We start from the raw sequence: 23,302 nt of genomic DNA, 5'->3' as shown, positions 1-23,302 counted from the left end.
AACAAGTGAGACTTCCGTAACGCTTGTTATACCCCCTTCGACACTGTGACGTTTTTCAGTAACAGCTTACAGACTTACAGCACACCCTGCGCCAGCATGGCATCAGCGACTTTCACGAAGCCGGCGATATTCGCGCCCTGCACATAGTTGGTCTGTTTTTCCTCACTGCCGTACTCAACGCATGCATTGTGGATATCCAGCATGATGTGATGCAGACGCTCATCCACCACTTCACGTTTCCAGCCGAGACGGACTGAGTTTTGTGACATTTCCAGGCCGGATGTTGCCACGCCGCCCGCATTCGCTGCTTTGCCCGGTGCAAACAGGACATTTGCGGCCAGGAAGGCATCGGTTGCCGGGATAGTGGTCGGCATGTTTGCGCCTTCCGCCACGGCTTTAACGCCGTTTTTGATCAGCACTTCAGCATCAGCCAGATCCAGCTCGTTCTGAGTGGCGCACGGCAGAGCGATATCCACCGGAACAGCCCACGGGGTCTGATCTTTCAGATACACCAGGCCGAACTCTTTCGCATACTCTTCCACACGGCCGTAACGGTCTTTGATTTCGGTCAGACGCGCCAGTTTTTCGGCGGTGAAACCGTCTTCGTCAACTACGGTACCGGAGGAGTCAGATGCAGTGATCACTTTCGCACCCAGTGACAGGCATTTTTCGATGGTGTACTGCGCCACGTTACCGGAGCCGGAAACCGCAACACGCATACCGTCGAAACTCATCCCGTGGCGTTCCAGCATGGCCTGAGTGAAGTAAACCAGCCCGTAACCGGTGGCTTCCGGACGGATCAGACTGCCGCCGAAGGAGAGACCTTTGCCGGTAAACACACAGGCGGTGTTGTTGGACAGTTTTTTCATCATCCCCGCCATGTAGCCGACTTCACGGCCGCCGACGCCGATATCACCCGCAGGGACATCTGTATCTGCGCCCAGATGACGGTACAGCTCGGTCATCAGTGCCTGGCAGAAACGCATCACTTCGCCCTGGCTTTTGCCTTTCGGATCAAAGTCAGAGCCGCCTTTCCCGCCACCCATCGGCAGTGTGGTCAGGGCATTTTTCAGTGTCTGCTCAAAGCCGAGGAATTTGAGGATGGAGAGGTTTACGGACGGATGGAAGCGCATGCCGCCTTTGAACGGGCCGATAGCGGAGCTGAACTGCACACGCCATGCGCGGTTTACCTGCACCTGACCCTGATCGTCAACCCAGGTCACGCGGAACTGAATTACGCGCTCCGGCTCAACAAAGCGGGCGAGCAGGTTCTGATCGCGGTACTGCGGATTCTTTTCAAGGAATGGCCATAGCGTGGAGAAAACTTCGCGCACCGCCTGGAGAAATTCCGGCTGTGACGGGTCACGGCGCTGAACATTTTCCAGAAACGTTTCCAAAGAGATAAAGTTACTCATGTTGATTTCCTGTCTGTCATGCCCTTCTCATTCATGCAGCAGTTATGCAGGCCGCACTTGTCTCCCGGGGCAGGTTCTCCGGAATATTTTCGCGTACGTCATATCTGTGACACGAATGATATCGGGTTACGTTACTTTGTGAGGTATCCCGAACATTTTTGTTTTATTTTTCGAATAATGTGAGATGTGTTTGCATTTACCACTTGAATTTATCTCTTGTTTATATCCTGTTTTCAAGCTGTTTTTTTCATATATGACAAAAAAAATTCGTTGACGGCCTTTTTGACGGATTCGGCAGCCGCATTTTCAGCCAAAAAAAATGCCTGCATAAGCAGGCATTTTATATGAATAATTTTTCAGCAGAGGATTATGCGTTATCATCATCCCGCAGCGGAACAATTAACATATCGACATGAACGGTGTTAATCAGCTGACGGGCGGAAGACATCAGTTTGCTCCAGAAATCCTGGTGGTGTCCGCAGACAACCAGGTCCATATCATATTTTCTGATGGCATCGACTAATACCTGGCCGAGATCACCGCTGCCGCTGAGCATTTCCTGAATCTCATAACCGGAATTTTTCGCCAGGTTTTTCAGTGAATTACTGGTTTCTTCAGTAATGCGCTGCTGCATATCACCCAGGTTAACATCGATAAGTCCGGTGTATAAGTCAGAGTAATTGACATCAACGTGGATCAGAGAAACTTTGGCGTTGTAAGGTTTTGCCATAGAAACTGCTTTGCTTACTAACACTTCACTTTCAGGCGAAAGATCGACTGCGACCAGAATATGTTTATATGCCATAAGAAACTCCTTCCGTTCAAAAGGTTAAGGGGTTGGCAGGGCTTGCGCCGCTATCCTTTATGAATACTATAACTGCTTAATATCATTAAAGAGTGTAATGCTGATCACAACTCAATGCTTTTATCAGGCAGCAGAGAATGTCTGATTTATAAGATATACCAGTCTGTGCACTTCTCACAAGGATGAGAGTGGCAAAACGGATATTTTCAGAAGATTATCGTGAAAGAATGCGAGAGTTTGTGGAACTTCACAGCATTGTTCATACTGAATACATAAAATACTGTCAGTATGATGTGATAGACACTGATATCACCGGTTCCTTCTCCGCAGATAGTCTAAGGAGTGGATTATGTTCAGTATACTTACACTGTTCTGGGCGTTATGTTTTCTTTGTCTGATTAACATGATCCGGTTTTATTCATCCACCCGGGCATTACTCTCCGTCCTGCGTGACAGCGACCCGCTACTCTACCACGCTGTCGGCGGCAATAATGCGTTTACTGACCACACCCAGTGGCAGAAGCAGCTGCGCCTTATCCGCTATATCAATCAGCGGGAATATCTCACTCATCATGACCCTGAAGTGATTTTACGCTGCGAACGTATCCGCCGTCAGTTCACCATGATCAGTGCGATATGCGGAATTGTGATTGCCTCTCTGCTGATGATGATTATCTGGCCGTAACCGGTTACCGGATGCAAAAAAAAGCCTGACACACGTGTCAGGCTTTTCTGTTTCAGAGGATAGCAACCTGCGGTCAGATAATCTGCAGGGAGATCCAGTAGAGCACGCCGGACAGGATAATGGACACCGGCAGTGTCAGAATCCAGGCCAGCATGATGTTTTTGATGGTTTTGGTCTGAACACCACCACCGTCAACAATCATCGTACCTGCCACCGCAGAGGAGAGCACCTGGGTGGTGGATACCGGCATCCCGGTATAACTTGCCACACCAATGGAGACAGCCGCGGTGACCTGCGCAGACACGCCCTGGGCGTATGTCATGCCTTTCTTACCGATTTTCTCACCGATAGTCACTGCAACACGTTTCCAGCCGAACATGGTGCCCAGAGAGAGCGCCAGCGCAACAGAAATGATGATCCAGATAGGCGCATACTCAACGGTATTCAGCAGGTCATTGGACAGACGTTTCAGGAAACGCGCATCTTCCGGTTTGGTTTCCGGTAATTTCGCCACTTCTGCGGCGGTATCCGAAATACACATCAGCAGACGGCGCATCTGGCTGCGCTGTTCCGGTAATAAATCATCATAGGTATGAATATTACCGAGCAGATCCTGAGCCTGTCTTAATACGATGCCGGTACGGGAGCTGTCACAGTGGAACTGTTCATTGAGAACGGTATTCTCCGTGTTCAGTGCCGGGGTCAGCTCAATGGCGTGTGCCAGTGCATCCTTATGCGTGGTGTAATACTGCTCCAGGTTGACCACGGCATCACGCGTACGGGCGATTTCGTAATCACTGGAATTCATATTCACCATAAAGCCGGCAGGGGCGACACCAATCAGAACCAGCATAATCAGACCGATACCTTTCTGCCCGTCGTTTGCGCCGTGTGAGAAGCTGACGCCGACTGCGGAAAGGATAAGGGCGGTACGCGTCCAGAATGGCGGTTTGCGTTTGCCGTCTTTTTTCTCACGTTCTGCCGGTGTTAAGTGGATACGGCGGCGTTTCTTCGTGCCGCTCCAGTAGCGGCGCAGGAACCAGATCATTAATCCGGCGATCACCAGGCCGACCAGCGGTGACAGAATCAGAGAAAGGAAAATGCTGATCATTTTCGGAATATTCAGCGCATCAACCACGGAACTGTTGGTCACAATTGCGTTGGTCAGGCCGATCCCGATAATGGCGCCGATCAGGGTATGAGAACTTGAGGCCGGGATACCGAAGTACCAGGTGCCCAGGTTCCAGATGATAGCGGCGAGAAGCAGGGAAAAGACCATGGCAAGACCATGGGCCGAACTGACATTCAGCAGTAAGTCCGTGGGCAGAAGATGCACGATCGCATACGCCACGCTCAGACCGCCGAGCAGTACCCCGAGGAAGTTAAATACACCGGCCATGACGACAGCAAGCTGCGCGCGCATTGCACGGGTATAGATAACAGTTGCTACCGCGTTTGCGGTATCATGGAAGCCGTTGATGGCTTCGTAAAACAGCACAAAGATCAGTGCCAGTACTAACAAAAGGCCGGTGTGAAATTCCAGGCCTGTAAATAGATGTAGCATAGACGTTAAGCCAGTTGTTGGACATGAACGCGGCGCATTATCAGCGACAAATGCGTCCCGGGGAAGTGAAATATGGCCTTTTTTTGATTTGATACCTTCATCAAATCAGCTTAAGGAATTATTAATCCTTGTATATCATCGGATTAGGCTCCTTTTCTGAAAAGAATAAATTTTTGGCCTGATTTAATCATCATGACAAATTTAAGACATTTATCGGAATTTCTCCACATTTAAAGACACAGAGAACACTATTTTGGAAAAGTTTGACGCGATTGTAATAGGTGCGGGTGCCGCCGGACTGTTCTGTGCCGCGCAGGCAGGGCAGCGCGGGCTGCGGGTGCTGGTGCTGGATAACGGTAAAAAAGCCGGGCGGAAAATTCTGATGTCCGGGGGCGGGCGCTGTAATTTTACCAACCTTTATACCGAACCGGCGGCGTATCTGAGCAAAAATCCGCATTTTTGTAAGTCAGCGCTCGCCCGTTATACGCAGTGGGATTTTATTGCCCTGGTGCAGAAATATCAGATTACCTATCATGAGAAAACCCTCGGCCAGCTTTTCTGTGATGATTCCGCACAACAGATAGTTGATCTTCTGCTGGCGGAGTGTGAGTCGGGGAATGTGGTTATCCGCCTGCGCAGTGAGGTGACGGAGGTACAGAAACAGGGCGATGATTTCTGTGTGACCGTTAACGGAAAGGTTGTGAGCGCTCACTCACTTGTGGTGGCCAGCGGCGGATTATCGATGCCGGGGCTGGGGGCGACTCCGCTGGGTTACCGCCTGGCGGAACAGTTTGGTCTGCCGGTATTACCGACCCGCGCCGCACTGGTGCCTTTCACGCTGCATAAACCGCTGCTGGAAGCCTTACAGACGCTGTCCGGCGTGGCAGTGCCTGCGACAGTTACCGCACAGGATGGCACCCGGTTTGCGGAAAATATATTATTTACCCATCGTGGCCTGTCAGGCCCTGCGGTCCTGCAAATCTCCAGTTACTGGCACCCCGGTGAGTATGTGAGTATTAACTTACTTCCGGGCACCGATCTGGCGGAATTTTTCACCGTACAGCGGGAAAAACACCCGAATCTGAGCCTGCGTAATGCACTGGCGAAGCTGTTACCAAAACGGCTGGTGGAGTGTTTACAGACAACCGGTGACCTGCCGGATACTGCGCTGAACCAGTTATCCAAAGCCGTACAGCAGGAAATCACGGAGAAATTACAGAACTGGCAGGTGCAGCCGAATGGCACAGAAGGTTACCGGACAGCCGAAGTGACACTCGGCGGTGTGGATACTCAGGCGCTCTCCTCCAAAACCATGGAAGCCCGCGATGTGCCGGGACTCTATTTTATCGGCGAAGTGACCGATGTGACCGGCTGGCTCGGCGGCTATAACTTCCAGTGGGCATGGAGTTCCGCGTGGGCATGTGCGCAGGCACTGCCGTTTTCACCGGATGTTTAATCCCTGATAACCCTATGGAATTATTTAATTTTATTAAAATAAATCACGGTATCAGTGAGTTAACAGAAAACATCAGTGATTATACGAAATCCTGAGCAAAAAGTGCTTTACAAATGATACTGAGAACTATTATCATCAAATCACTTTCAGATGACCACCTTCAGGGTTCAGATGAAAGAACGACATTGCTCACATTGCTTCCAGTGTTTATTTAGCCAGCCCAGTGCTGGCTTTTTTTTTCCCTTTTTTCCCCGGAGCCATTCGCGCTGCAGGTGCGTTGGCTTTCCTCGCTCACCCCGGTCACATACTGATGTATGCTCCCGGGGATTCGCTGCCCCGGTCTGAAAGAAGATGGTTTTATTCTTTCTGGTTTGGATGGTTATCCCCCTCTCTCCACTTATTCAAATTTTTTGAATTCTTGCGTTAAACCCGGCTACTGGTGAAATTAGCGGCAGGACGTAAACTTAACCTCATCAGATTGAGGAGAAAAATTATGATCTATGTACGCCCTGCAAATGAACGCGGCCATGCCAACCACGGCTGGCTTGACAGCTGGCACACCTTTTCGTTTGCCGATTATTATGACCGTAACTTTATGGGCTTTTCAGCTCTGCGGGTTATTAACGAAGACTTTATCGCGGAAGGCCAAGGGTTCGGCACCCATCCGCATAAAGACATGGAAATTCTGACCTATGTGCTGGGTGGTGCGGTTGAGCATCAGGATAGCATGGGGAATAAAGAACAGGTGCCTGCCGGTGAGTTCCAGATTATGAGCGCCGGAACCGGGATCCGCCACTCGGAATATAACCCGAGTAATGATAATCCGCTGCATCTGTATCAGATCTGGATTATCCCTGAAAAAACCGGTCTGACCCCACGCTATGAACAGCGCCGGTTCGATGCGGCAAACGGACGCCAGCTGGTGCTTTCCCCGGATGCCCGTGACGGCTCGCTGAAAGTTTTTCAGGACATGACTCTGTGGCGCTGGACACTGGCCGCCGGTGAAGAGGGAGAATATCAGCCTCAGAGCGGACGGATGGTCTGGATCCAGGTGGTGAAAGGTGAACTGACCGTGAATGGCCAGACAGTGAAAACCAGTGATGGCGTAGCTGTATGGGATGAAGCGTTAATCAGCCTGAACGCCGCGCAAGACAGTGAAATCCTGCTGTTTGACCTGCCGTCTGCTCAATAAAACAGAAAGCCCCGGATCATCTGACCCGGGGCTACTGTGTTGCTCACACTACTTTTCTTGTTATCCGGTTACAGCGAAGGCCCTGCACTAATCAGAGCCTGACCTGCCGGCGTGTCGGTATATTTATCAAAATTATTTATAAACCGCCCTGCAAGGTCTTCCGCTTTTTCCTGCCATTGCGCCACATTATCATACGTGTTGCGCGGGTCGAGTATATGACTGTCGACACCCGGCAGTTCGTGAGGAATGGCCAGATTAAAGACCGGCAGCGTATGTTTTGCCGCTTTATCAATATCCCCACTAAGAATGGCGTCTATGATAGCACGAGTATTCTTAATTGAAATGCGTTTTCCGGTTCCGTTCCACCCGGTGTTCACTAAATACGCTTTTGCCCCGGCCGCTTTCATCCGTTTTACCAGTACGTCTGCGTACTGTGTCGGATGCAGCGTCAGGAATGCCGCACCGAAGCAGGCAGAGAAAGTGGGTGTAGGCTCTGTGACGCCGCGCTCGGTACCGGCCAGTTTTGCGGTAAATCCGGATAAGAAATGATACTGCATCTGTTCCGGTGTCAGTTCCGCCACCGGCGGCAGCACACCGAAGGCATCGGCAGTCAGGAAAATCACATTGTTGGCGTGACCCGCTTTGGAAACCGGTTTAACAATGTTTTCAATATGATAGATAGGGTAAGAAACCCGGGTGTTTTCGGTTTTGCTGCCGTCATCAAAATCCACACTGCCGTCCGGACGGACAACCACGTTTTCCAGCAGTGCATCGCGGCTGATGGCGTGATAAATATCCGGCTCTGCTTCTGCAGATAAATTAATGGTTTTGGCGTAGCAGCCGCCCTCAAAGTTAAAGACGCCGTCATCATCCCAGCCGTGTTCATCATCGCCGATCAGTTTACGTTTCGGATCGGTTGAGAGGGTGGTTTTACCGGTGCCGGACAGGCCGAAGAAAATCGCCACATCCCCTTTTTCACCCACGTTTGCCGAGCAGTGCATGGAGGCAATGCCCTGTAACGGCAGCAGATAGTTCATGATGGAGAACATGCCTTTCTTCATCTCACCGCCGTACCAGGTACCGCCGATAAGCTGGATGCGCTCGCTCAGATTGAATGCCACAAAATTTTCCGAATTCAGCCCCTGCGCCTGCCAGTCCGGGTTCACGCATTTCGCACCGTTCATCACAATGAAGTCCGGTTCAAAATCATGCAGTTCGTTTTCATCCGGGCGGATAAACATGTTTTTGACGAAGTGTGCCTGCCAGGCAACCTCGGTAATAAAGCGGACTTTCAGGCGGGTATCGGCATTGGCGCCGCAGAAGGCGTCCACCACAAACAGGCGTTTGCCGGATAACTGATTGGTGATCAGGTGTTTCAGGGAATTCCAGGTGTCCTGTGACAGCGGTTTGTTGTCGTTTTTGCCTTTTCCCTGATCCGCCCACCAGACGGTGTCGCGGGTGAGATCATCCCTGACCAGATATTTGTCTTTCGGTGAGCGGCCGGTAAAGATACCGGTGTCTACCGCGACCGCGCCGCTGGTGGTGACAACACCGTGTTCATAACCGGTCAGGCCGGGACGGGTTTCTTCATCAAAGAGTAAGTCATAACTCGGGTTATAGATTATTTCTGCGGCATCGCGGATACCATACTGCTCCAGTTCATTCACAGCCATTGTTTTTACGCTCATCCAAAGCCTCCGGGTTGTCGGAATATCTCCATATATCATAATTATTTACGACTGGTTAACAGCGATTGCTATCAAATAAATGAAAATCCGGATTTTATTTGGGTTTATTTTGTGAGCTGGCTCGATACCATAAGAAAAAATAAACAAAAAGGCCGCATCCTGGGAGCCCGGTGCGGCCTGGTGTTGCGTCAGCTAAAACGAATCAGTGCAGCGAAGCGTTTTTCTGAGTGCGGATTTCATGAATATCCTGTTCATCAAAGATATGATGAGCACCGCAATATTCACACTCCATATCAATTTTGCCATCTTCCTGCAAAATATGATTAACATCTTCTTCCGGCAGTGTTACCAGCGTATCTGCGCAGCGTTCGCGGGAACAACCGCAATGAAACGCTACCGGTGCCGGTTCATACAGCACAACGTCTTCTTCATGATAGAGACGGTACAGGATGGTTTCGGCATCCAGGGTAAAGAGCTCATCAGACGAAATAGTGGCAGTCAGCTGCATCAGGTGGCTGAACATGTTCTGTGTTTCTTCCTGAGTACGGGCTTCTGCTGATGCCGGCAGTGCCTGTAACAGCATCCCGGCAGCCTGCATTTTGCCGTCGTGTTCCGCAACGCGGACAAACAGGCTGGTCGGCAGCTGTTCGGACTGACGGAAATAGTCATCCAGACATGCTTCAAGAGTTTCCCCTTCCAGCGCCACAATACCCTGATAACGCTCGCCCTGACGTGGCGTAATAGTAATGACCATAAAGCCTTTGCCGATCATATCGTGGAAACCGGCACCGGCAGGCACATCGCCGTTCATACGGGCAATACCGCGCATCTGCTGGCGGTCGTTGCCGTTGATCACAGCGAGACGGACCGGGCCGTCGCCCTGGATCTGAACGGTGATATCCCCTTCAAATTTCAGGGTCGCGGTCAGCAGGCTGGTGCAGACCAGCAGTTCGCCGAGCAGGCGGCGGACAGGCTCCGGGTAATGATGATTATCCAGGATCTGCTGTAATGTGCCGGAAGCATTGACCAATTCTCCCCGGACATCGCTTTTGTTAAACAGGAACCGGTGTAATGTATCTTGTCGTGCAGACATAATTTTCTCTCGTCTTAACCGCCGGTTATTCCGCGGTATCTGAATTACTGTGTTTAAATTTTAACAATGTCCGTCGTTCCTTTTTATCAGGACGTCGTTCCGGGTGCGGCATCGTCAGGGCATTCATTTTACGTGCAAGCGCGGTTTTTTCACGTTTTTCGATGCTCTCCGGGGTTTCTTCCCAGAGTGTCTGTGCCAGCGGCGCGCTCAGGCGCTTGTCCGTGATCCCCAGCACGCGGATTGTCCGTTCATCATTTCCCTGACGCAGGACGATAACCGCGCCGTTTTCGACCAGTTTTCCGGGCTTGGTCCGCTGCCCGTTATAATGAACCTTGCCGCCGTCAATCATGGTTCTGGCGATGGAGCGGGTTTTATAAAACCGTGCCGCCCAGAGCCATTTATCAAGGCGGACAGGCTCTGTGACCTGTGAAGCCTGTTGCATGGTTACTCCGTGACAGACAGTGCAGCCGTTACGGCTGCACCTCAGAGGAAGGGTAGTCGTGCCGGAAGCAGTTGTCATAATAACGGCGGATATCCGTCATCCGGCGGCGGCGCTGACGCCAGCGGATAAACGTATAGATGCCGTTGATAATGGCCAGAAGGGAAAAGACGACCAGTAAAATACAGCTGCCGATAAACCGCGCCAGCATGACACTATCCGGCTGAAAGTGCAGCAGGATATGACGGGTGCCGTTGGCATCCACAGACACATCCGTGACAATGCCCTGAACCTCAAACGGGGTGTGCAGCAGCATATTGGAGAGCTTCTGCAGGGACTGCCAGTGTGCCAGCGGTGTCATTTCCTCTGTCTGTTCATTGACCGGGGCGTTCTCCACCAGGGATTTGCCTTCGTCACTGATCAGCAGCACACCACCAGGCGGCGGACTGTTCAGCCGCATTGCCGCATTTTCCACTTCTTTGTTTATAGCTGTAGATGTGGTGGCGATAACCAGCTTTTCCAAGGCCTCTGCACTTGCCGGACGCAATAAAACATTCGATTGCTCCAGTTTACCGGCTTTGGCGCGGGCTAATAAATTTTCCCAGTTCGGGGAATTCCCCAGATTGACGAGGGCGTTTTTCAGCCGCACACAGTCACTGTTTTCAAATTCACATAACGCCTGGGTTTTCAGAACCAGGGAGGAAAAGTCATCCAGCAGGCTCATCCCTGAGCGGGTGATAACATTGCGCAGACTGTCGTTCACCTTACGGGCTCCGGCATCGGGATGCAGCTGGTTATTCAGTTCGGCAAGCAGCGCGGCGGCGCGATCAACCTGTTCGGACTCGGGAACCGGAAGCGGGGAGGTGTTGTTCCAGTAAATACCGGAGCAGTCAAATGCGCGGAAATTGGGCTTATCCTGGGCGGAGAGGTTCGGCGGCATGTAACACATCCCCACGCCTTTGGCTTCCAGAAAATCCCCCACATAGAGCGGCATATTCTGGAGTTCACTGAAATTGGTGGTGACTTTGGTTTCTGTGCCGGTCAGCCAGTTCAGGGCCAGTTTAACCGGTAAATTGACCGGCTGATTGCAGGCCAGAACCAGCAGGGCAAAGGCGCTGGTCAGGGCGATCAGCAGATTTTTGCCGTAACGGCGATACGGGAAGCGGGTGGATTCCTCGCGCAGGGAGAGGTATTTCCCCTGGCGGACAACCTGCTGATCCTCATACATTTCAATCTGTGTGACAGACCCGAGATCCTGATGCAGCCAGGGTTCCCAGTGGCGCGGGTAGATAAGGTCGATACCGCCGAGTGAAATGCTGTGCTTCTGACTGTGGTCAAAATCGCCGAACAGACCCCAGCGTTTCGGGATCCCCCGGTAGCACTGAATATCCCGCAGACGGCGGCGGTTACTGATCGGGATCAGGGATAAAATGATGCCCGGCAGCAGCAGCCCGGCTCCGGCGGCCATCATCCAGTAAAATAAAAACGGCGGCATAAAAACCGCAGTGAGCGCCGTCAGCACGCCGCAGACAATCAGCGTGCCGCTGATAAACCCGTGACTGTGCTGCAGGTTATATTCCTGCCGGCTCTCTCTGCGTGTGCCGAGAAACTCAATATCAGCATTGCTGTTAGTCAGTATCGCGGCCTGTACCGGTACGTTGTTATTTTTTGTCATTGGCCTTGCCAGCGCGTGGTCATCAGTAAACTCACGTAAGTCATGACCGTTCAGCCCGACAATCATCGGTATCCCGTCAGTAAACATCACATCAATGACATTTGTGGCCTGAATAAATTCATCCAGAACCGCAGGCAGATAAACCTCGTTGCCTTCAATGTAGTAATGCCACTGCTGTCCGTTTTTCTCCGGGATAGCATACCGGGTGATGCGGTTGCACAGACGATAGACGTGATCACTTTTTTTGGGGAAAGCCGGTAATGTAAAGTGCAGATCATTACTGACCGCCTGCCGGGCAGCGCAGGTCAGATGGTGCTCAATGGCCTGAATTTCACCGGCACCCGGCCGGTGGTGTGTCAGACTGGCCAGTGAAGGTAATACATAACCTGCCCGGCGCTGTCTCCGCCGGTGACTGATAACAGAAACCATTATAAGACAACCGATCACCAGAGCGGCCGTTATAATGAGGGTGATAGTCATTTTTTCCCCGTCGTAATTGCCTGTGCAGCATAACAGTGAAGGAAGCCGTTAAAAAATCGGCCTTTTCTGATTATGCAAAAAAAATTATTTGAAATAACAGTCTGTTATAACTGATTATTTTCACTTTTACCTGCTGATTATGCTGTATGTTACCGTTATTTATTCATCCCGCCCGGTGCTTTTCTTTGTCTCAGGAACGGGTAATATGAAGCAGAGCAATAAGTGAGTGAACCAGGGAATTTACCCCGGTTTTTACTTATTCGCAAAGCGGTACTTTTTCACCCTGTACAGTTTTACTCTGTATGGTTGTACTGCGTTTTTATATTACGTACAGAGGCATACATGGCTGAATTACAAAAACCGAAAATTATCCGCATCGAGACTGTTGCCCAATCCCGTCTGTTTACTGTCCAGTCTGTTGCACTGAAATTCAGTAATGGTGCGGAACGGGTTTATGAGCGTATGCGTCCTGCAACCCGTGAATCTGTCCTGATTGTCCCTGTGGTAAATAACGAACTTATCCTGATCCGGGAATACGCGGCGGGTGTGGACAGCTATGAGCTGGGTTTCCCGAAAGGTGCTGTCGATCCCGGTGAGGATATGCTGACTGCCGCCAACCGTGAGCTGAAGGAAGAAATCGGGTTTGGTGCCCGCACACTGACACCGCTGCGCCGCGTTACTATGTCCCCGTCCTATTTCTCCGGGCAGATGAATATCCTGCTGGCGGAAGGTCTGTATCCTGAAAAGCTGGAGGGCGATGAGCCGGAACCGCTGGTTCAGGAGCGCTGGCCGGTCAGTAAGATGATGGATCTGCTGACTCATCCGGATTTTAACGAAGCGCGCAATATTACCGCGCTGTTTCTGGCGCAGCAATTTTTACAGCGTACCGGTCACTAAGCTATTTTTAACACAAATCTGTTTGTGTTAATCATCGAAAAAAGACATTCATTTGTGTTAAGTAACAACGATTGAAAAAAAAGGGCTGCCTTCAGGCAGCCCTTCTGTTTTTATCCGCTTAATCAGAACAGTTCTTCCGAACCGCCGTCCTGCTGGATAATCGTTGTACCCACTTCCGACACGCCGTAATCAGTCGGCTCGGTGCCTTTGATAAAGTATTCGGAACGGGAGTTGCCGCCGGAGCCCAGCTTACCGGTGCTGCGGTTGATCTGAACGGAGATAATTCCCGGTGGCGGCGGATCTTTGCGTTCCGGCACACCTTCCAGCGCAACTTTCATAAAGTCGTTCCAGATAGGCTGGGCGCTTTTCGCACCGGCCTCACCACGGCCGAGGTCACGGGCGTTTTCATCAAAACCAATCCAGACCGCAGCAACGATGTCCGGGCCGTAGCCGACAAACCAGGCATCTTTTGAGCTGTTGGTGGTACCGGTTTTACCGCCGAGGTCACGGCGTTTGATATCCCGCATTGCCCGCCAGCCGGTTCCGCTCCAGCCCGGTTCGCCATAGATATTGGAGTTCATGGCGTCTTTGATCAGGAAGGCCACCTGGGTGCTGACTACATGCGGTGCATACGGGGAATCACTTCCTGCCTGCGGTGCTTTTTCCAGGTCGGCTTCCGGGGCTGCCGGCTGGTCATTTTCCTGCGGCTGGCTGTCTGATTTCGCCACGTCGTTTTCCAGAGCATCCTTGTTCAGGCTGCTTTCCAGGTCATGTGAACCTTCGCCGTAGATCACCGGGATGTTGGTGCACTGCGGACAGGCAATTTTCGGCTCTGCGGTAAACAGAGCTTTGCCTTCGGTGTTATCAATCCGGCTGATAAAATACGGGTCGACCAGATAGCCGCCGTTGGTCATCACGGCATAGCCGCGCACCATCTGCATCGGGGTGAATGAGGAAGAGCCGAGCGCCATGGATTCTGTCCGGACAATGTTACTGTCCGGGAAGCCGAAGCGCAGCAGATAATCGGCGGCATAATTCACGCCCATTGCCCGCATGGCCCGCACCATCACCACGTTCTTCGATTGTCCCAGCCCCTGACGCAGACGGATCGGGCCGTCATAGCGCGGTGGTGAGTTTTTCGGTCGCCAGTCAGGACCAGCGCCGTCCGCACGGACAATCGGCAGGTCATTGAGCAGGGAGGCGAGTGTCAGACCTTTATCCAGTGCGGCGGTATACAGCAACGGTTTGATGCTGGAGCCGACCTGGCGCAGAGACTGGGTGACACGGTTGAATTTGCTCAGCCCGAAATCAAAGCCGCCGACCAGTGCGATCACCGCACCATCCGTTGGATTGAGTGCCACCAGGGCAGAGTTGACATCCGGGATCTGTGCCAGCATCCAGCGGTCTTTGTTCTGACGCACCCAGATCTGCTCACCGGCATGCACCACACCGTTTACCGCACGCGGTGCCGGACCCATAGCGCGATCAGAGATAAATTTGCGCGCCCAGCGCATGCTGTCCATGGTCAGGTCGATGGTGGAGCCGTCTTTGAGCATCACCTGTGCACGGTTAGCATCCGCACTCAGCACAACACCCGGATTGAGCGGGCCGTAGACCTGTAACGTTTTCAGTTTGCTCAGGATCTGCTCTGTATCCCATGCCGCACTGTTCTGCGGCCACAAAACCTGCTGAGCTCCCCGGTAACCGTGGCGCATATCGTAGTCGATGATACCGGTATGAACCGCATCTTCAGCACTGAGCTGATCTTTGCGTTTAACGGTGGTGTAGACCTTATAACCATCGGTATAGGCATTTTCACCGTACTTTTCAATCATTGCCATACGAACCATTTCTGCCAGATACGGCGCGGAAAAATCAATTTCCGGGGCGTGATAACGGGCTTCGATCGGCTCATTACGCGCTTCATCATACTGGGCGCGGGTAATGTAATTCTCTTCCAGCATCCGCGTCAGCACCACATTACGGCGGGCCAGGGCGCGGGATTTGGAGTAAAGCGGGTTAAAGGTGGACGGTGCCTTCGGCAGCCCGGCGATCACCGCAATCTCACTGAGAGTCAGCTGATCAAGGCTTTTGCCGAAATAGACATAAGCCGCAGCCCCCACGCCGTAAGCGCGCTGGCCGAGGTAAATTTTGTTCAGATACAGCTCGAGAATTTCATCTTTGGTCAGCATCTGTTCGATGCGGATGGCCAGGAACGCTTCCTTTACTTTACGGATAACGGTTTTTTCCGGGCTCAGGAAGAAGTTACGGGCAAGCTGCTGTGTGATGGTACTGGCGCCCTGTGAGGCACGACCGGAGGTCATGGCAACAGAAGCGGCACGGAAAATCCCGATCGGGTCGATTCCGTGGTGGTCATAGAAACGGCTGTCCTCCGTCGCGATAAAGGCATTCCTTACCATCGGCGGGATCTGGCTGAGTGTCAGCGGAATACGGCGTTTTTCACCGAACTGGGCAATCAGTTCGCCATCCGCGCTGTAGACCTGCATTGGTGTCTGTAATTTGACATCTTTCAGTGTGGCCACATCGGGCAGGTCAGCCTCGACATATTTGTACATGCCATATATCGATGCTGCTCCAAGAAAAATGCAACAGACAACAAAGATCAATAAATACTTTAAGAACTTCACCTGAAAATTTCCGTTAGCCGTGTGGTGGACAGTTTATAAACAGCGACCCTGTAGTATAAAGGTTCATGCGTTTCTTGAATACGTATTTTGTAACCACAGGAAAATTAAGAGAAAAAAGTATTTCTCATATCAATAATACAGGGATAATTTATGCGGATTGCTTCACGGATGGCGGGAATTTCACTTCAGGACGGGGAGATCAGGATAGCACTGGCGCGGCGCATACGCCGGAGGTGGTGTTTTGAGGATTTTATCACGCTGACACTGCCGGAAACGGAATCAGCCGAAAACGGTGTGCCCGGCCTGTCTGCGGTTGCGGCTGCACTGGCGCCATGGCGGCGGCGTATCCGCGGGCGGCCGGATTGCCGGGCGGCACTGCCGGTGTCACTCTGTCTTCAGCAGCAGATCCGCCTGCCGGAGAGCCGTGTCGCGCAGTCTGCGGTGGTGCCGCTGATAGATACCTGGCTGGCGCGCACATTTCCGGGGCGTCATCAGGATCTTATCTATGATTACCGGTGGTTTTCCGGCGATATTATTCTGACGGCGCTGCACCGTACTGTCCGTGATCAGTGGCTGTCGCTGGCGGCGGAACTCCGCGCGGATCTGACGGTACTCAGCATTATTCCCTGTGCGCTGCGCTGTTTTGCCTGCGCCAGGGGGGTGGCCGCACAGGACTGGCTGGTTTTCCGTCAGGGGAACAGTCTTTGCTGGACTGCCGGTGAAACGCAGCCGGTACTGAGCGGACGGGCTGACCTGACCCTGCCGTCATTACTGACAGAGCTGAAAACACAGGGTTTTGATGAGTCACAGGCGGCACTGTGCTGTCTGCATGATACTGCGCTGCTGCCGCAGGCATGGCAGCGGGAATGCCGGCGTTACCGCAATGCGGAAGCGGATGATGTCCCGCCGGGCTACGCGGCGGCGGCAGGGATGGTGCTTTGCGGGGAGGAGCGGCTATGACACACCGGGTGAATCTGACTGCCTGGCGCTCCCGGCTGAAACGGCAAATCTGCCGCCGGATGGTTTTCCGGTTTCTGATGGCAGGCGGCGTGCTGTTATCCGCACTGCTGCCGGTTTATCTGCGTCATTCACTGAATGTGCAGCATCTGGCGTTGTTACAGGCCGCATTTGATGATCGGGAAATCCGTCTTGCGCCGCAGCGGGCTGAACTTGCCCGTCAGCGTGCGCTACAGCGGCAGGCGGAAACGGAAAATCTGCGGCAGCAGCAAACTGCACGGGAAAACCGCCGTTACCGGGATTTGCTGGTTTTTTTGCAGGCTCAGCTGCCGGAAGATGCCTGGCTGGCGCATTATCAGGCAGAGCAGCAAAAGCATGATACAGAAAGCAGTGTGCGCCATGCCCTGTCGGTGAACCGCCGTCAGGTGATTGTCCCGTCTCATCCTTTATTACAGCGGGCACCGCCGGGGCTGATGCCGCTCAGGCTGATCAGCCTGCAGCATCACAAAACAGCCGGGATCCGGCAGTTTATATTGGTGACCGGGAGGAGCCGGTCATGAATCTGAACACAGTATGGCGCTGTGCGCAGTACCGGCGCGTGCAGTGGGGAGTGACTGCCGGGATCTGGTTATCGGCCGGTGTGGTGTTCTGGTGTTTTTATCTGCAACCGGCAGCCGGGGAAACGGAAATGCGGTTCCGGCAGTTGCAGCGGCTGACAGCACTGTCAGAACAGGCGGTGCCGGAAACGGTGGTTCTGCCGCCCCCGGATATCCCGCCGCTGTTTACCTTACTGCCCGAAAATGCGCTGCCGTTGCTGACCGGCTGGCAGCAGGAGCCGCCGGAACAGCCGGAACGCTGGGTGCTGACCTTTGAGGCGCATTACCCTGAGCTGGCGGCGCTGCTCGATACCCTCAGCGGGGAGCTGACTCAGTTGCCGATCACCCGGCTTTCGCTGCACCCGCTGACACCCGGAACCTCCTCATCCCCGCCGCTGTTGCAGCTGACACTGCATCTGGCATTACCGGGGGCGGATTCACCGGATCCGGAAAAGGAATGGCATGATGATGAATAAAGCAAAATCAGCCGCCCGGCTGATCACCGGTTGTTGTCTGCTGCTTGCGGCAGCGGCTCCCGGCGGGCAGCATCCGCGGGATCTTTTTCAGCCTGTCGTCATCAGTGAGGAACCGGCCGTGCTGACAGAACTCCCCGTGATGTATTCCCCGCCGCTGATACCGGAAAGCGGGCAGAGCCGCACATTTACCCTGCAATATGCGGATGCGGCGGACATGCTGGCCCTGCTGAAACAGCATCACGGGGAATGGTTTACAGATAATAAAGCGCCGGAAGCCGACCCGCTGACAAATTCCCTCTTTATAGAAGCACAACCGGATGTGCTGTCGCGGGCGGAAGCCTGGCTGGCACAGATGGATCAGCCGCAGCAGCAGGTGCAGATTACGGCGCATATTGTGTCCGGCTCGCGGGAAGGGCTGCATGAGCTGGGGCTGCAGTGGGGAACCGTGCTGCCGTCACCAGAGTCCGGCAACCGCCTGCAGCTGCATCAGGCGCGGGGAAATAACACGTTCACCTTTAATATCGCCCGTCTCGGCGGCCATCTGCTGGAGATGGAACTGAGCGCACTGGAGCAGGAACAGCAGCTGGATATTGTCGCCAGCCCGCGCCTGACCACGGCGCACGAGCATCCCGCCAGTATCAAACAGGGAGCGGAAATTCCGTACACCACGCAAAACCATGAGTCCGGTTCACAGGTACAGTTCCGCGAGGCGGTACTGGGGATGGAGGTGACACCGCAGATCCTGCGGGATAATAAAGTACGTCTGACACTGCATATCAGCCGTAATGCCCCCGGTGCAGCGCTGATGCAGAACGGCAGCGAGCAGTATTCCATTGATAAGCAGGAAATCACCACACAGGTGATTGTCCGCAGCGGGGAAACCCTGATCCTCGGCGGGATTTTTCAGCAGGATAAAGGCAGACAGGTGACCGGAGTGCCGTATTTATCGTCGATCCCATTGATGGGAAAGCTTTTTACTCATCAATACGATAAACTCAGCCGCCGTGAATTAGTGATATTCATTACACCGCAGTTGATCGATATTTAGTAACTGTATCAATATCAGCATGTTGTATCATTATTCACGGATTATATGCGCAGAATAACGGGTTTTTTTACCGGTTCTGCGGTGTTATACATTTGACGATTGCAACGATTTAGCATACAAGAGTTAGCAAATTTAGCAGGTATGAAATCACTGCCGCCGTAAAATATGCCGTTAATCCGTTGACGGACAACGTCCTGATTCTCAGATCGCGCCTTATGTTTCTGTACAGCTCCTGTTTTCAGGAGGATTCACGGAAATATAAGGCGCGGTTTTTCGCAGGCGTTATGATAGTATGTGCGGATGTTCAGAGGCCGGATTGCGACAGGCGTCACACAGCAGCACCTGAGGTATCTTTCCGGTTTCGTGCCGGTATGGTTGCAATCGGGCAGAATGTGCGGAGATAATTTCAGGTTACTCACGCAGATTCACTCATGAGGTTTCATTTGAGGTCCCGCCGCTGATCGGGTGAGCGGGGCGGGTTATCATTAACGAATATTCTTAGTTATACCAAAAACATGGCAGAGAAACGCAATATCTTTCTTGTCGGCCCGATGGGTGCCGGCAAAAGTACTATTGGTCGTCAGCTGGCTCAGCAATTAAATATGGAATTCTTTGATTCCGACCAGGAAATTGAACGCCGCACCGGAGCCGATGTGGGCTGGGTGTTTGATGTCGAAGGTGAAGAAGGTTTTCGCCTGCGTGAAGAAAAAATCATCAATGAACTGACTGAAAAGCAGGGTATCGTCCTGGCTACCGGCGGGGGTTCCGTCAAGTCACGGGAGACCCGCAACCGCCTGTCTGCGCGGGGTGTGGTTGTATACCTTGAGACCAATATTGAAAAACAACTGGCCCGGACACAGCGCGATAAAAAGCGTCCGTTGTTACAGGTCGATGAGCCGGTCCGGGAAGTCCTGGTCAAACTGGCCGATGAACGCAATCCGATGTATGAAGAGATCGCGGATATTACTATCCACACCGATGATCAGAGTGCAAAAGTGGTTGCAAATCAAATCATTGAACTGTTAGAAACCAACAGTTAATTTCATTTTACCGGCAACATGCGGAGGTGCCATGGAAAAAGTGACTGTGACTCTGGGTGAGCGTGCTTATCCTATTTCAATTGCTCCGGGTCTCTTTTCCCTCTCCGGCACCTTTGCGCCGCTGACCACCGGTCAGCGTGCAATGATAGTTACCAACGAAACCCTTGCCCCGCTGTACCTTCAGACACTGACCGATAACCTTGCGCAAGCCGGCGTACAGGCGGATTCCGTGATTTTGCCGGACGGCGAGCAGTATAAATCCCTGACCACCCTTGACCGTATTTTTACCGCGCTGCTGGAAAACAATCACGGGCGTGATACCACGCTGATTGCGCTGGGCGGCGGTGTTATCGGTGATCTGACCGGATTTGCGGCAGCGAGCTATCAGCGCGGCGTCCGTTTTATTCAGGTGCCGACCACGCTGCTGTCTCAGGTGGATTCATCTGTCGGCGGTAAAACCGGCGTGAACCATCCGCTGGGTAAAAATATGATTGGTGCCTTCTGGCAGCCGGTCAGTGTGGTGATTGATCTCGACTGCCTGAAAACCCTGCCGCGCCGTGAACTGGCGTCAGGGCTGGCGGAAGTCATCAAATACGGCATTATTCTGGATCACGATTTTTTTATCTGGCTGGAAAATAATATCGACCGTCTGCTGGCACTTGAGCCGCAGGCGATGGCGTACTGCATCCGCCGCTGCTGTGAACTGAAAGCAGAGGTGGTGGCTGCGGATGAAAAAGAGACCAGCGGGCTGCGCGCACTGCTGAATCTCGGCCATACATTCGGCCACGCCATTGAGGCGGAAATGGGCTACGGTGTCTGGCTGCACGGCGAGGCAGTCGCCGCAGGGATGGTGATGGCTGCACGCACGGCTGAACTGCTCGGGACCTTCCGCCCGGAAGAGACAGAGCGGGTCATTGCGCTGCTTATCCGCGCCGGGCTGCCGGTGCGCGGACCGGAATCCATGCCGGCGGATGCGTATCTGCCGCACATGATGCGGGATAAAAAAGTGCAGGGCGGTAAACTGCACCTGATTGTCCCGGAAACAATCGGCCGGTCAGTTGTCCGTGCGGATATCCCGCATGACAGGGTGCTGGCTGCCATTCAGTCCGTGTAACGGAAGCGGCGGCAGAAGTTTTTTGATATCTGTCTCGCTGAGTGCCGGGAAAATGGTTACACTACGCATTATGACGCACTCACCGGGCGTCAGTTCTCTTCTGTTATATCCAAAGACACAGTTTCTGCTCTGATGGGAGGGCAAAATGGACGGCTTTAAACCCGAAAAGCAAGAACCACAGATTTTCAGCCAGCCGGATGATGAATCTATCCGTCCGGACGCATCTGACAGACCGGAGCGCCCTGAACGCCGTAATCCGCGTCCGCGCCCGCAGCAGTCACGGCCTAAGTTTGCCGTCTCCCGCCAGCAGATGATGATCGGCGTGGCGGTTGTGGTCCTGGTATTACTGATTATCGCGATAAGCTCCGCGCTGAAATCGCCGTCAGAACCGGAAGCCCAGCCGCAGGCACAGAACGGCGAGCGCCCGATTACCCTCGGCACCGGCAGCAATGACGGTGCAACACAGTTACAGCCAACCGAACCGGTTCCGTCACAGACCGGGCAGACCGGCGTGAATCTCCCTGCTATCAATAACCTGCCGACACAGGCACAGCCGCCGTCACAGACAACCGGCACCGGCCAGCGCGTGGATATCCCGGGGGATATTAACGATGCCCTGAATCAGGGAAATACGCAGGTGGGTATTAATAATGCGGCGCAGCAGAATATGAATAATCTGCCGCCGGTGGTCACTCCGAAGGAAGAGCCGAAGAAACCGGTACAACAGGTGAAACCGCAGCCGGTGAAAACCACCACGGCAACACCAGCCAAACCGCGTGAAACCACCAAACCGGCTACTGCGGCACCGGCTCCGTCAAAAAGCGGCACCGCGATCGCCAAAGCCCCTGCCGGGAACTATACCCTGCAGCTGAGCAGCGCGAGCCGTGCGGATACGCTGAAAGCCTTTGCGCAGAAGCACGGGTTATCCAACTATCAGGTTTATGAGACAACACGTAACGGAAAATCGTGGTACGTCCTGGTGTACGGTAATTTCCCGACAGTCGGGGATGCAAAACGGGAAGTTGAGCGTCTGCCTGCCGAAATTCAGGGGAAAAAACCGTGGGTCAGAAAGATGCAGCAAGTGCATCAGGACATGAAATAATAAACACGGATTCCGTCAGGTGCTGATTTGCTGTCTGAAACAGAGCAGAATCGGCGGCTCTGGCCTTTTTGAGCAATGATTACAGACAGCATGAAGAAACAACGCGCATTTTTGAAGTGGGCCGGCGGAAAATACACTCTGGCAGATGAAATAAAACGGCATCTGCCGGAGGGTGATTGTCTTATTGAGCCCTTTGTCGGCGCGGGGTCGGTTTTTCTCAATACAGATTATCCGCGCTATGTGCTGGCGGATATCAACAGTGATCTGATCCACCTCTACACGATGGTGAAGCAGCGGACTCAGGAATTTATCGATGAGTCCCGCAAGCTGTTCACGCCGCAGTTTAATGATGAATTACAGTACTATGCGCTGCGGGAACAGTTTAATCAGAGCACGGATCATTTCGAGCGCAGCATTCTGTTTCTCTATCTGAACCGCCATTGTTATAACGGTTTGTGCCGTTATAATTCCAAAGGCCGGTTTAATGTGCCCTTCGGGCGCTACCGCAAACCCTATTTCCCGGAAGCTGAACTGCTGTGGTTCGCGGAAAAAGCCCGCAACGCCCTGTTTGTCTGCCAGTCTTATGTGACCAGCATGGAAAATGCAGGCACCGGGGATATCGTCTATTGTGATCCGCCTTATGCGCCGTTATCACTGACAGCCAATTTTACGGCGTATCACACCAGCGGATTCGGGTTACCGGAGCAGCAGAATCTGGCACAACTGGCACAAATGCTTTCGTCGGATCGCAAAATTCCGGTTCTGATCTCGAATCATGACACCCCGCTGACCCGGGAGTGGTATCATCAGGCGCAACTACATATTGTCAAAGTGCGCCGCACTATCAGCCGCAATACACTTAACCGCCAGAAAGTGAATGAATTACTGGCGCTTTACCGCGGACAGTAAGCCGTTGAACCCGGCGGCGTCTT

At 53.0% G+C, this 23,302-nt stretch carries 20 protein-coding genes; 12 read left to right on the top strand and 8 right to left on the bottom strand.

Going from position 1 to position 23,302, the window contains the following annotated elements; all coding sequences use genetic code 11:
* Nucleotides 1-74: 74 nt before the first annotated feature.
* Together gdhA and uspA are read right to left on the bottom strand one after the other, a co-directional pair.
* On the bottom strand, nt 75-1,415 hold the full coding sequence (gdhA, locus tag GN208_RS10790; protein ID WP_004238567.1) for an NADP-specific glutamate dehydrogenase: 1,341 nt from the start codon (nt 1,413-1,415) through the stop codon (nt 75-77).
* A gap of 367 nt (nt 1,416-1,782) precedes the next feature.
* A complete protein-coding gene (gene uspA / locus GN208_RS10785; protein WP_004904570.1) occupies nt 1,783-2,220 on the bottom strand; it encodes a universal stress protein UspA in 438 nt (145 codons plus the stop codon).
* Nucleotides 2,221-2,569: 349 nt separating this feature from the next.
* On the opposite strand from uspA, the gene uspB reads away from it, so the two are divergent.
* Nucleotides 2,570-2,905, top strand: a complete 336-nt coding sequence (gene uspB, locus GN208_RS10780; RefSeq protein WP_004904572.1) for a universal stress protein UspB — start codon at nt 2,570-2,572, stop codon at nt 2,903-2,905.
* 73 nt (nt 2,906-2,978) lie between these two features.
* Here the strand turns inward: uspB and pitA are convergent, their stop codons facing one another.
* On the bottom strand, nt 2,979-4,469 hold the full coding sequence (pitA, locus tag GN208_RS10775) for an inorganic phosphate transporter PitA (protein ID WP_015422357.1): 1,491 nt from the start codon (nt 4,467-4,469) through the stop codon (nt 2,979-2,981).
* Between the two features lie 253 nt (nt 4,470-4,722).
* Here pitA and GN208_RS10770 point away from each other — a divergent pair, with 253 nt between their 5' ends.
* Nucleotides 4,723-5,925 carry an NAD(P)/FAD-dependent oxidoreductase gene (locus tag GN208_RS10770; protein ID WP_243828357.1) on the top strand — a complete coding sequence of 401 codons (1,203 nt, stop codon included), beginning with the start codon at nt 4,723-4,725 and terminating at the stop codon, nt 5,923-5,925.
* 493 nt (nt 5,926-6,418) lie between these two features.
* Nucleotides 6,419-7,117, top strand: a complete 699-nt coding sequence (locus GN208_RS10765) for a pirin family protein (RefSeq protein ID WP_004238572.1) — start codon at nt 6,419-6,421, stop codon at nt 7,115-7,117.
* Nucleotides 7,118-7,185: 68 nt separating this feature from the next.
* Here GN208_RS10765 and pckA read toward each other — a convergent pair whose 3' ends face one another.
* The 4 genes from pckA to GN208_RS10745 form a co-directional block, all read right to left on the bottom strand.
* Nucleotides 7,186-8,805, bottom strand: a complete 1,620-nt coding sequence (gene pckA / locus GN208_RS10760; RefSeq protein ID WP_004238573.1) for a phosphoenolpyruvate carboxykinase (ATP) — start codon at nt 8,803-8,805, stop codon at nt 7,186-7,188.
* A 202-nt stretch (nt 8,806-9,007) separates the two neighbouring features.
* Nucleotides 9,008-9,898 carry an Hsp33 family molecular chaperone HslO gene (gene hslO / locus GN208_RS10755; RefSeq protein ID WP_004238574.1) on the bottom strand — a complete coding sequence of 297 codons (891 nt, stop codon included), beginning with the start codon at nt 9,896-9,898 and terminating at the stop codon, nt 9,008-9,010.
* A 25-nt stretch (nt 9,899-9,923) separates the two neighbouring features.
* Entirely contained in the window at nt 9,924-10,340 is a 417-nt protein-coding gene (hslR, locus tag GN208_RS10750; RefSeq protein WP_004238575.1) for a ribosome-associated heat shock protein Hsp15, read from the bottom strand.
* A gap of 28 nt (nt 10,341-10,368) precedes the next feature.
* Nucleotides 10,369-12,492, bottom strand: coding sequence for an intracellular growth attenuator family protein (locus tag GN208_RS10745; RefSeq protein ID WP_015422356.1), 2,124 nt, complete (start codon nt 12,490-12,492; stop codon nt 10,369-10,371).
* Between the two features lie 342 nt (nt 12,493-12,834).
* Here GN208_RS10745 and nudE point away from each other — a divergent pair, with 342 nt between their 5' ends.
* Nucleotides 12,835-13,389, top strand: a complete 555-nt coding sequence (gene nudE, locus GN208_RS10740; protein WP_004238577.1) for an ADP compounds hydrolase NudE — start codon at nt 12,835-12,837, stop codon at nt 13,387-13,389.
* 122 nt (nt 13,390-13,511) lie between these two features.
* Here nudE and mrcA read toward each other — a convergent pair whose 3' ends face one another.
* Nucleotides 13,512-16,037 (bottom strand): peptidoglycan glycosyltransferase/peptidoglycan DD-transpeptidase MrcA, encoded by a 2,526-nt coding sequence (mrcA, locus tag GN208_RS10735; protein WP_036413287.1) that lies wholly within the window; start codon nt 16,035-16,037, stop codon nt 13,512-13,514.
* A 150-nt stretch (nt 16,038-16,187) separates the two neighbouring features.
* On the opposite strand from mrcA, the gene GN208_RS10730 reads away from it, so the two are divergent.
* The 8 genes from GN208_RS10730 to dam all read left to right on the top strand — a co-directional run bounded on the left by GN208_RS10730 (nt 16,188) and on the right by dam (nt 23,279).
* Entirely contained in the window at nt 16,188-16,997 is an 810-nt protein-coding gene (locus tag GN208_RS10730; protein ID WP_032098627.1) for a hypothetical protein, read from the top strand.
* Nucleotides 16,994-17,554 carry a hypothetical protein gene (locus GN208_RS10725; RefSeq protein ID WP_015422353.1) on the top strand — a complete coding sequence of 187 codons (561 nt, stop codon included), beginning with the start codon at nt 16,994-16,996 and terminating at the stop codon, nt 17,552-17,554. The genes GN208_RS10730 and GN208_RS10725 overlap by 4 nt, the downstream gene beginning before the upstream one ends.
* Nucleotides 17,551-18,066, top strand: a complete 516-nt coding sequence (locus tag GN208_RS10720; protein WP_004237894.1) for a hypothetical protein — start codon at nt 17,551-17,553, stop codon at nt 18,064-18,066. The genes GN208_RS10725 and GN208_RS10720 overlap by 4 nt, the downstream gene beginning before the upstream one ends.
* On the top strand, nt 18,053-19,114 hold the full coding sequence (locus GN208_RS10715; RefSeq protein ID WP_015422352.1) for a secretin N-terminal domain-containing protein: 1,062 nt from the start codon (nt 18,053-18,055) through the stop codon (nt 19,112-19,114). The genes GN208_RS10720 and GN208_RS10715 overlap by 14 nt, the downstream gene beginning before the upstream one ends.
* 515 nt (nt 19,115-19,629) lie before the next feature.
* The gene (gene aroK / locus GN208_RS10710) at nt 19,630-20,154 is read left to right on the top strand and encodes a shikimate kinase AroK (RefSeq protein WP_004237896.1); all 525 of its coding nucleotides are present in this window, start codon (nt 19,630-19,632) and stop codon (nt 20,152-20,154) included.
* 31 nt (nt 20,155-20,185) lie between these two features.
* Nucleotides 20,186-21,268 (top strand): 3-dehydroquinate synthase, encoded by a 1,083-nt coding sequence (gene aroB / locus GN208_RS10705; protein ID WP_004237897.1) that lies wholly within the window; start codon nt 20,186-20,188, stop codon nt 21,266-21,268.
* Between the two features lie 145 nt (nt 21,269-21,413).
* Complete coding sequence (locus GN208_RS10700; RefSeq protein ID WP_004237898.1) at nt 21,414-22,370, top strand: SPOR domain-containing protein; 957 nt, start codon at nt 21,414-21,416, stop codon at nt 22,368-22,370.
* Nucleotides 22,371-22,460: 90 nt separating this feature from the next.
* Nucleotides 22,461-23,279: an adenine-specific DNA-methyltransferase gene (gene dam, locus GN208_RS10695; RefSeq protein ID WP_036415636.1), complete on the top strand. Its 819-nt coding sequence runs from the start codon at nt 22,461-22,463 to the stop codon at nt 23,277-23,279.
* Nucleotides 23,280-23,302 lie beyond the last annotated feature (23 nt).

Source organism: Morganella sp. HSTU-ASny43 (assembly GCF_022819185.1).
Taxonomy (GTDB): domain Bacteria; phylum Pseudomonadota; class Gammaproteobacteria; order Enterobacterales; family Enterobacteriaceae; genus Morganella; species Morganella morganii.
The sequence above is the reverse complement of the archived record's forward strand: the minus strand, read 5'-3'. Positions and strand labels throughout refer to the sequence as shown.